The organism is Pseudomonas sp. UMAB-40, from assembly GCF_900095275.1.
Classification (GTDB): domain Bacteria; phylum Pseudomonadota; class Gammaproteobacteria; order Pseudomonadales; family Pseudomonadaceae; genus Aquipseudomonas; species Aquipseudomonas mandelii_B.
This window is the reverse complement of sequence record NZ_LT607562.1, coordinates 151054-157118: the sequence shown is the minus strand read 5'-3', so window position 1 is coordinate 157118 and position 6065 is coordinate 151054. Positions and strand designations below refer to the sequence as shown.

Genomic DNA, 6065 nt, shown 5'->3' with positions numbered 1-6065 from the left:
AAGCCGCTGCCAAAGTGATCGGCGAAAAACTGGACCTGGACGCTGACTCGGTCGCCCGCCTGCAAATCATCCCGTTGCGCGGCAGCCTGTCGGGTGTTCCAACGGATCCGACCATCTACCGCTTCTACGAAATGATCCAGATCTACGGCACCACCTTGAAAGCCCTGGTTCACGAGCAGTTCGGCGACGGCATCATCAGCGCGATCAACTTCAAGCTGAACATGAAGAAAGTCGAAGACCCAGAAGGCGGCCATCGTGCAGTGATCACCCTCGACGGCAAGTTTCTGCCACTGCGCCCTTTCTAAGGATGCAACCGGACCTGTAAATCGGCCCGCAGCCTTGCGGGCCTGCTTCAAAAAATTTCTTAACCCTTTCGATCAATCACCACATTTGAATGGAGGATTCGTCATGAAAAAAATTCTGTTTCTCGCCCTGTCACTGACCGCCTCGCTGTCGGCCTACGCCCAGCCAGCCGTGGTCCCGCCGGAGGCTGTTCCCTATGCGTATGGCATGCACCTGGATATCGCCAAGGTAATTCACATCACCCCGACGGCGGATGTCTGCGGCCCGACGCCCGTGCAAATGACTTACCGCGATTCGCACGGTGAAACCCACATCCTGGAATACAGCGTGATCGGTAGCGGCTGTACCAACTGATCGTCACTCACTCAACACTCAATGAAAGGTAAACATCATGAAAGCGCTCATCGAAGGTTTTTTGAAGTTCCAAAAAGAAGCATTTCCTCAACGCACTGACCTGTTCAAACACCTGGCCACCACGCAACATCCAGGCACTCTGTTCATCACTTGCTCCGACAGCCGTGTGGTGCCGGAACTGCTGACCCAGCAAGAGCCTGGCGAACTGTTCGTGATCCGTAACGCCGGCAACATCGTGCCGTCCTACAGCCCGCACTCCGGTGGCGTGTCGGCCACTGTCGAATACGCCGTCGCCGTACTGGGCGTGACCGATATCGTGATCTGCGGCCATTCCGATTGCGGTGCCATGACCGCTGTCGCCAAGTGCAAATGCATGGATCACCTGCCTGCGGTCGCGGGCTGGTTGCAACATGCCGAGTCGGCGAAAGTCATCAACGAATCGCGCCCTCACGCCAATGAAGCGGCCAAGGTCAGCTCCATGGTGCGCGAGAACGTCATCGCCCAACTGGCGAACATTCAGACCCATCCGAGCGTACGCCTGGCGCAGGAAAAAGGCCTGGTGAATCTGCATGGCTGGGTCTACGACATAGGCACCGGTTCGATCGACGCCCTGGACGCCGACAACAAGACGTTCAAGTCGCTGGTCAAACATCCGAACACCGTTGCCGTTCATGCCCGTCCCGCGCAAGCGGTTGCCTAAGTCAGCCTCTGATTTTCAGGAGTACTCAACATGCTTGAAGTCACTATGTACACCACCACGACCTGCCCCTACTGCCGTAATGCCAAGCGTTTGCTCGATGCCAAAGGCATTTCGTACAAGGAAATCGATGTGCGCTCAATCGACGTGAAGAACGAAATGGTCAGCCGAAGCGGTCGCCGTACCGTCCCGCAGATCTTCTTTGGCAACTGGCACGTTGGCGGCTTCGACGACCTGGCTCAACTTGAAAGCGAAGGCGGCATCGACGAGGTACTCAACCCGCGCATGGCGGGATGAGCGCCGATGACGCCAACTCACAATTCCAGCACCAGGGGGGCATCGCCCTCCTTGGCTTGCGCTGGCACCGCACAGCAAATCAGTACTTCCCCATCGACCGGCATTTCAGCCGGCAGATTCAGATAGTGCACTTGGCCGCTGACCAATTTGGTACGGCATGTTCCGCACGATCCACCCCTGCAACTGAAGTCCGGGTTCAGACCACGGCTCTCCGCCAACTCCAATAGAGTCCCGCCACCCGGCTCCCACCGTGCTTCTTTTGCCGAGGCCGAAAACAGCACTTTGACCGGGTTGCTTGCCGCCGGTATCTGCGCCACCGCCAGGGTCAATTGGTCCCGCTGACGAACCAGGGTCGAAGGACCGAAAGTCTCCGCGTGAATACGGTCATCGCCAATACGCAACTCACGCAGGCCGTCGTACAGCGCCTGTGTAAAGGCACCAGGGCCACACAGGTAGAAGTCGTAATCGTCCAGGGGCAACAATGCCTTGAGCAGTTCGACATCCACACGCCCCGCCACCTCAAAATCCTCACCAACGCGAGCGTGAGTTTCCGGCTGACTGAGCAGACGCAGCGCACGAATTTTGTCCTTGGCTCGAGTCGCCAGTTCGTACAACTCATCGCGAAACCCGAGTTCCCCCAGGCTGCGCGCACTTTGGATGAACCAGGTGGGTCGAGTGCGACGGATACGTTCGCCTTCATAAATGACTTCGCGCAGCATCGACAGCAGCGGGGTCACGCCCACGCCCGCGGCCAGCAAAACCAACGGACGATGCTCATCGGCTTGCACCGTGAAGCGCCCTTGAGGGGCACGGGCTTCAACCAGATCCCCGACCTGAACGCGGTCATGCAGATGGGACGAGACACGTCCGTCACGCTTGACGCTGATGCGGAAAAAACTGTCCGATGGCGCGCTCGACAAGCTGTAGGTTCTGACCAGTGACGCCTGTCCTTCAGCAAGGCAAAAACGCACCGGCAGATGCTGGCCAGCCTCGAATCGAGGGATGCCTGCACCATCGGCGGGTTCAAAGTAGAAGGAGCGAATGGAGCTGCTCTCGTCAACGATTCGCGTCACCCGCAACGGTCGCCATTGATCGCGCAAGGCATCGGCTTGCAATCGTCCTTCGGCTTGCTCCCAACTGCCGGTCAGCAGGCTATTGGGCGAAAAACCTTCAAACCGCCAACGTAGGGCCAACACGGCCGGACGTCGAACCACCTGCTCCACGGTCAGCGTCCAAAGCCGCTCAGCTCCCTGAAAGGCAGCAATCTCCGGCCCCTCGAGAATGATCTCGGTGCGCCCGCTGACTTGCAGCATGTCGCCTGTTTCAAAATTGATGAACACCAGCCCCGCGCGCGGGTTGAGCAGGAAATTACCTAAGGTGTTGAAGTGCAGGTTGCCGGCGAAATCGGGAATAGTCAGCACGTTGCCATCGATCCGAACGAACCCCGCGTTACCCCCCCGGTGCGAGACATCCACCGAGCGTTGGGCTGGGTCACCGTCCAGGTCGACATAGCTGGCGAGGAAAAAGGTATCGGCCTTGCTGATGGTCGCCTTCGCGGCTTCGTCCAGCTGGTTGAGACGTTCGGCCGGGACATTGGCTGAGGCTTGGCCAAGGCTGACCGGCTCAACGCCTCGCAACTGAATGTATTGCGGGCAGTTGCCGAAAGCGTGCACCACAGAAACGGCAAAACCGCCTGGCGAGGCGGTGCTGATGTTGCCGTTCATGCGATTGCGCCTTCGGGTCTTCAGGTCAATGCCCAGCAGTCCCACCGCAGCGCCCTGCTTAAGGGCCGCCCTGACCGGATCACCCTCGGCGGGGAGGCGGTCGAGTTGCAGCACGCGCGGATCGGGTGAATGGATGAAGCCAGGGGAGCCTTCGATCAACGTGGCCCAAGGCATCCCTTGTTCATCGACCGCACCCACCACCAGGTAAGGCAACTGGTTGTAAAACAATCGATGCTGATCAGGCATGTAGTCACGCACGACCTTGCGTCCGAATATCTCCATCTGATCGGCGACGCCGACGCTTTCCTGCAGTTCACGCTCACCCGCATGCCAGGGGGATTTTCCTGGCGCGTCCGACTGATTCATGATCACCTCTACGCATTCGTAAACAGGTGCCCTTCACCCGCCGCCCGGCGAGGAAGGGTTGAATCCCCGGCAGCGGGGTCTAATACGCAGTTGCCGGTGATCATCAACTCTGCGCTTTACAACCTCATGAAGCTCGAGACAGACCCCGCACGCACTCGAGTTGCCTGGAATCGCCTAAGTGGATAGCGACCCCGCTATGGAAGCCCATAAAGCTTTTTTCTGTCTTGATCAGTTTGACCGGATGGACGAATTTGCTCCCCTTTGGCGTAGGCCCGAACCACTGCTGGACGCAAACTGATTTTTTCCAGCCAAGCGGCGACGTTAGGGTAACCATCAAGCGTCATTCCTTGCTTGTCATGTTGCAGCACCCAAGGATAGATCGCCATATCGGCAATGGAGTAATCGCCGGCGACGTAAGGTCGTTCGCTCAATTGCTGCTCCAGAACGCCATACAAACGTTCGGTCTCTTTACTGAACCGTGCCACGGCGAGCGGCAGATGTTCAGAGGCATAATTAAGGAAGAACACTGCCTGTCCCAATATCGGCCCCAGGTTCGCCGCTTGCCAGAACAGCCACTGCATGACTTCAGCCGCCCCTTTCGTATCCGCCGGGATGAATTGCCCGCGGCGCTGAGCCAGGTACAACAGAATCGCCCCTGACTCGAAGACCGATACACCCGTCTCTCTGTCGACTATCGCTGGAATGCGCTGATTAGGCGAAATCCGGGTGAACTCAGTGGAAAATTGCTCACCATTGCTGATATTGACGGGATGCGCGACGTAGGGATGTCCCGATTCCTCAAGAAAAACGGCGACCTTCTGCCCATTGGGGGTTGGCCAGTAGTAGTAATCGACAGCATTGGAAAGATTGGACATTGGGTTACCTTTTTCGGCAGCAGAATGAAAACCTAGGCCACATACTCGTCAGTGCTCAGCACTTCGGCATACCCGAACTTCAAGGCGGCCATGAACGCCGCATGCACCAGATGCGCAGGAACCTTGACGTCGTTGAACTCCAGGTCGTGGGTCGTACAGGCATCGTGAATAACGGTCGCCTCAAACCCGAAGTCGTCAGACGCGCGGGTGACAGCATCGATGCACATGTGGCTCATGTTGCCGACCACGGTGACCCGTTCAATCTCGTTATGTTCAAGCACTTCCAGCAGTTCAGTTTCGCGGTATGGGTTCATGAAATGTTTGACGATGACCAACTCATCCCCAAGGTTGCGCACCTTCTCGTGCAATTGCGCGCCGTCGGAGCCCGGGACAAAAAACGGTGCATCAGGCGCTAAAGTCTCGTGACGGATATGGATGACCAGGTCACCCCGTTCACGTGCTGCTCCAATTACACGAGCCGCATTGTCAGCGGCCGAGTCAGTAGCGTTGAGTTCCCATTTGCCGCCGGAAAAATAGTCGTTTTGAATATCAACGACGATGAGTGCTGTGTGAGTCATACGGTTACCTTGGAAAAGAGTCGATTCGAAGTTGATGGATCATTTCAGGGCACTTGCGGCGTTTCGTACCAATCACGGTCGGGTGTGGCGAAGCGCATCTTCTTGCGGATGAAAGCGGCATTTTCGACGCTGGTTATTTTTTCGAGCAGTACGAATGCAACTTCGGTGGCAGTGCCCGGCCCGCTTGAAGTGATGATCTGGTCATCGACAACCACGGGGCGATCGACAAAGCGTGCACCGGTTTCCAACAGTTGGTTTTTCCGCTTGCCGCCCTCCTGGTGGTAGGTCGTGGCGTTCCTGTCACGCAGCACGCCGGCCACGCCCAGGCACACGGAAGACACGCAAACGCTGGCAACGGGTTTACCGGCTTCGACGAAATGCCGGATGGTCGCCAGGAAGGGTTCGCTCAAGGCTTCCTCGTAAAAACCCGACGGTTCAAATCCACCCGGCAGTGCCAAGGCATCGAAGCTGTTCATGTCCAGATCGCTCAATAAAAAACTCGGATTGAGCGTGAGACCGAAGGTGGTCACGATCTTTCTGCGAAGGCCGGCGTTGACCAGTTCCACAGGGTGCTCACCCAGCAGGTTGGCCCAGCCAAGCACATCGGTAAAAGCGGCCATTTCCAGGGGTTCTACGCCGTTGGCCAGTAACATAAGCACGCGTTTCATCGGTCATGAGCCTCTGCTGTACAGCATGGAAGAGTGTGTGTGCTTATGCTCCGCCTTAACCGCGATGTAGAGAACGACCACAAAATACAATCCACTATTTCGCTTACTGAAATGCTTCGCCGACTCCAGCAGCTGGAACGGCGTGGTCGAGATTCTGGAAAAGATGGCTATCTGGTATTCGCGGCTTCAAGGGCGACGCACAG

The 6065-nt window shown here is 57.2% G+C and carries 8 protein-coding genes; 4 read left to right on the top strand and 4 right to left on the bottom strand.

Annotated elements, in window-relative coordinates; genetic code table 11:
- The 4 genes from cynS to grxC form a co-directional block, all read left to right on the top strand.
- Positions 1 to 305 (top strand): cyanase (cynS, locus tag K0F88_RS18145; protein WP_219095976.1); only part of this gene is annotated, 305 nt, incomplete at its 5' end.
- Positions 306 to 408: 103 nt separating this feature from the next.
- Complete coding sequence (locus tag K0F88_RS18140) at positions 409 to 657, top strand: DUF2790 domain-containing protein (protein ID WP_219095975.1); 249 nt, start codon at positions 409 to 411, stop codon at positions 655 to 657.
- Between the two features lie 37 nt (positions 658 to 694).
- On the top strand, positions 695 to 1357 hold the full coding sequence (locus K0F88_RS18135) for a carbonic anhydrase (RefSeq protein ID WP_219095973.1): 663 nt from the start codon (positions 695 to 697) through the stop codon (positions 1355 to 1357).
- Between the two features lie 30 nt (positions 1358 to 1387).
- On the top strand, positions 1388 to 1651 hold the full coding sequence (gene grxC / locus K0F88_RS18130) for a glutaredoxin 3 (protein WP_219095972.1): 264 nt from the start codon (positions 1388 to 1390) through the stop codon (positions 1649 to 1651).
- Between the two features lie 17 nt (positions 1652 to 1668).
- Here grxC and K0F88_RS18125 read toward each other — a convergent pair whose 3' ends face one another.
- The 4 genes from K0F88_RS18125 to K0F88_RS18110 all read right to left on the bottom strand — a co-directional run bounded on the left by K0F88_RS18125 (position 1669) and on the right by K0F88_RS18110 (position 5862).
- Positions 1669 to 3741, bottom strand: coding sequence for a pyridoxamine 5'-phosphate oxidase family protein (locus tag K0F88_RS18125; protein WP_219095968.1), 2073 nt, complete (start codon positions 3739 to 3741; stop codon positions 1669 to 1671).
- Positions 3742 to 3935: 194 nt separating this feature from the next.
- Positions 3936 to 4616, bottom strand: a complete 681-nt coding sequence (locus K0F88_RS18120; protein WP_219095967.1) for a glutathione S-transferase family protein — start codon at positions 4614 to 4616, stop codon at positions 3936 to 3938.
- A gap of 32 nt (positions 4617 to 4648) precedes the next feature.
- Positions 4649 to 5194: a cysteine hydrolase family protein gene (locus K0F88_RS18115; protein ID WP_219095965.1), complete on the bottom strand. Its 546-nt coding sequence runs from the start codon at positions 5192 to 5194 to the stop codon at positions 4649 to 4651.
- 44 nt (positions 5195 to 5238) lie between these two features.
- A complete protein-coding gene (locus tag K0F88_RS18110; RefSeq protein ID WP_219095964.1) occupies positions 5239 to 5862 on the bottom strand; it encodes a DJ-1/PfpI family protein in 624 nt (207 codons plus the stop codon).
- Positions 5863 to 6065: the final 203 nt, after the last annotated feature.

Coding starts and splice junctions, on each gene's coding strand:
- K0F88_RS18125 (WP_219095968.1), bottom strand. CDS start 3,741: ATGAATCAGTCGGACGCGCCAGGAAAATCCCCCTGGCATGCGGGTGAG.
- K0F88_RS18110 (WP_219095964.1), bottom strand. CDS start 5,862: ATGAAACGCGTGCTTATGTTACTGGCCAACGGCGTAGAACCCCTGGAA.
- K0F88_RS18140 (WP_219095975.1), top strand. CDS start 409: ATGAAAAAAATTCTGTTTCTCGCCCTGTCACTGACCGCCTCGCTGTCG.
- K0F88_RS18115 (WP_219095965.1), bottom strand. CDS start 5,194: ATGACTCACACAGCACTCATCGTCGTTGATATTCAAAACGACTATTTT.
- K0F88_RS18120 (WP_219095967.1), bottom strand. CDS start 4,616: ATGTCCAATCTTTCCAATGCTGTCGATTACTACTACTGGCCAACCCCC.
- grxC (WP_219095972.1), top strand. CDS start 1,388: ATGCTTGAAGTCACTATGTACACCACCACGACCTGCCCCTACTGCCGT.
- K0F88_RS18135 (WP_219095973.1), top strand. CDS start 695: ATGAAAGCGCTCATCGAAGGTTTTTTGAAGTTCCAAAAAGAAGCATTT.